This is a genomic window from Micromonospora endophytica (assembly GCF_003236305.1).
GTDB classification, from domain to species: domain Bacteria; phylum Actinomycetota; class Actinomycetes; order Mycobacteriales; family Micromonosporaceae; genus Micromonospora; species Micromonospora endophytica.
The window spans coordinates 1-1,823 of record NZ_POTX01000448.1; the positions used below are offsets into that span (position 1 = coordinate 1).

General features: G+C 73.8%; 2 protein-coding genes. One reads left to right on the top strand and one right to left on the bottom strand.

What is annotated here, in order from left to right; genetic code table 11:
* Positions 1 to 1,283, top strand: a 1,283-nt coding sequence (locus C1I93_RS30360) for an ATP-binding cassette domain-containing protein (protein WP_111246664.1), incomplete at its 5' end; no start/stop codon positions are given.
* 15 nt (positions 1,284 to 1,298) lie between these two features.
* Here the strand turns inward: C1I93_RS30360 and C1I93_RS30365 are convergent.
* Positions 1,299 to 1,823 (bottom strand): M23 family metallopeptidase (locus C1I93_RS30365; RefSeq protein WP_111246665.1); only part of this gene is annotated, 525 nt, incomplete at its 5' end.

Sequence of the window (1,823 nt, forward strand, 5' to 3'; positions counted from 1 at the left end):
GTGCGGACGTGGCCTACGCCGCCGCCCTCGACGCGGCCACCCGGCTGGACGCCTGGGACGCCGAACGTCGCGTCGACGTGGCGCTGGCCGGGCTCGACGCCTGCCCCGACCGGCAACGCCCGCTGGCGACGCTGTCGGTCGGTCAGCGCTACCGGGTCCGGCTGGCCTGCCTGCTGGGGGCGCGCTACGACCTGCTGATGCTGGACGAGCCGACGAACCATCTCGACGCCGACAGCCTGGCGTTTCTCACCGGGAGGCTGCGTGAGCATCCGGGCGGGCTGGTGGTCGTGACGCACGACCGGGCCCTGCTGCGCGACGTGGCCGTGGAGTTCCTGGACCTCGACCCCAGCGAGGACGGGCGACCGCGCCTGTTCGCCGGTGGATACGCCGGCTGGCAGGAGGGGCGTCGGCGGGAGCGCGAACGCTGGGCGCGGGACTACGAGGCGCAGCAGGCCGAGCACCAGCGGCTGGCCGACGCGGTGAACGAGGCGCAGCAGCGGCTGAGCACGGGTTGGCGGCCGGAGAAGGGCCACGGCAAACACCAGCGCCAGTCCCGGGCCCCCGGTGTGGTGCAGGCGCTGCGGCGCCGGCAGGAGGACCTGGCGGCCCACCAGCTCACCGTGCCCGAGCCACCGTTGCGACTGCGCTGGCCCGAACTCGGCACCCGCGCCGGTGCGACCATCCTGCGCTGTGCCGGTGTGACGGTGACCGGTCGGCTGCGCCGACCGGTCACGCTCACCCTCGACGCTGCGGACCGGCTGCTGGTGACCGGCCCCAACGGGGTGGGCAAGTCGACGCTGCTCGCGGTGCTGGCGGGCGAGTTGGAACCCAGCACCGGCGAGCTGCGTCACCTGCCGTGGGCCCGGGTCGCGCTGCTCGGGCAGGAGGTGCCGGACTGGGCACCGACCGCGCTCCCGCACGAGCTGTACGACCGGCACGTCGGCCAACTCCAGTCCGCCGGGCGGCTCGCCGACCGCGACCGGCTGCCGCTGAGCGCGACCCACCTGCTCGACCGGGACGCGCTCCGGACACCGGTCGGGCGGATGTCCCAGGGGCAGCAACGCCGGCTGAACCTCGCGCTGCGGCTCGCCGAGCGGCCGGACCTGCTGATCCTCGACGAGCCCACGAACCACCTGTCGGCGTCGCTGGTGGACGAGCTGACCGACGCCCTGCGGGAGACCGCCGCGGCGGTTGTCGTGGCCACCCACGACCGTCAGCTGCTCGCGGACCTCGCGGACTGGCCCGTCCTGTCGCTCACCAGCGACGCCGAGGAGGTGTGCTGATCCGACTCGCGGTGCTCAGCAGGCCACGTCGATGCCGCGGGCGCGCAGGAAGGGCGCGGGGTCGATCTGGTTCCACATCTGGCCCTGGTGCACCTCGAAGTGCAGGTGCGGGCCGGTGGAGTCGCCGGTGGAGCCCTCCAGGCCGATGGTCTGCCCGGTGCTGACCTTGTCGCCGACGCCCACCTTGGCGGTGCTCAGGTGGGCGTAGTGGGTGAGGTAGCCGTTGCCGTGGTCGATGACGACGGAGATGCCGTACCCGTCGCCGACGTCACCGGCCTTGGTCACGGTGCCACCGAACGCGGCGCGGACCGGGGTGCCGGCGGGCAGTGCGAAGTCGATGCCGGCGTGCAGGGTGCCCCAGCGGGGGCCGTAGCACGAGGTGATGGTGGCACCGGCCATCGGGATCACCCAGGACGACTTCTTCGCCGCGCTCTTGGTCGGCTTCGGCTTCGGCTTGGCCGTGGCCTTCTTGGTGGCCTTCGGGCTCGGCTTCGGGCTCGGGCTGGCGCTGGCGGTCGGGCTGGCCGAGGGGGTCGGCGT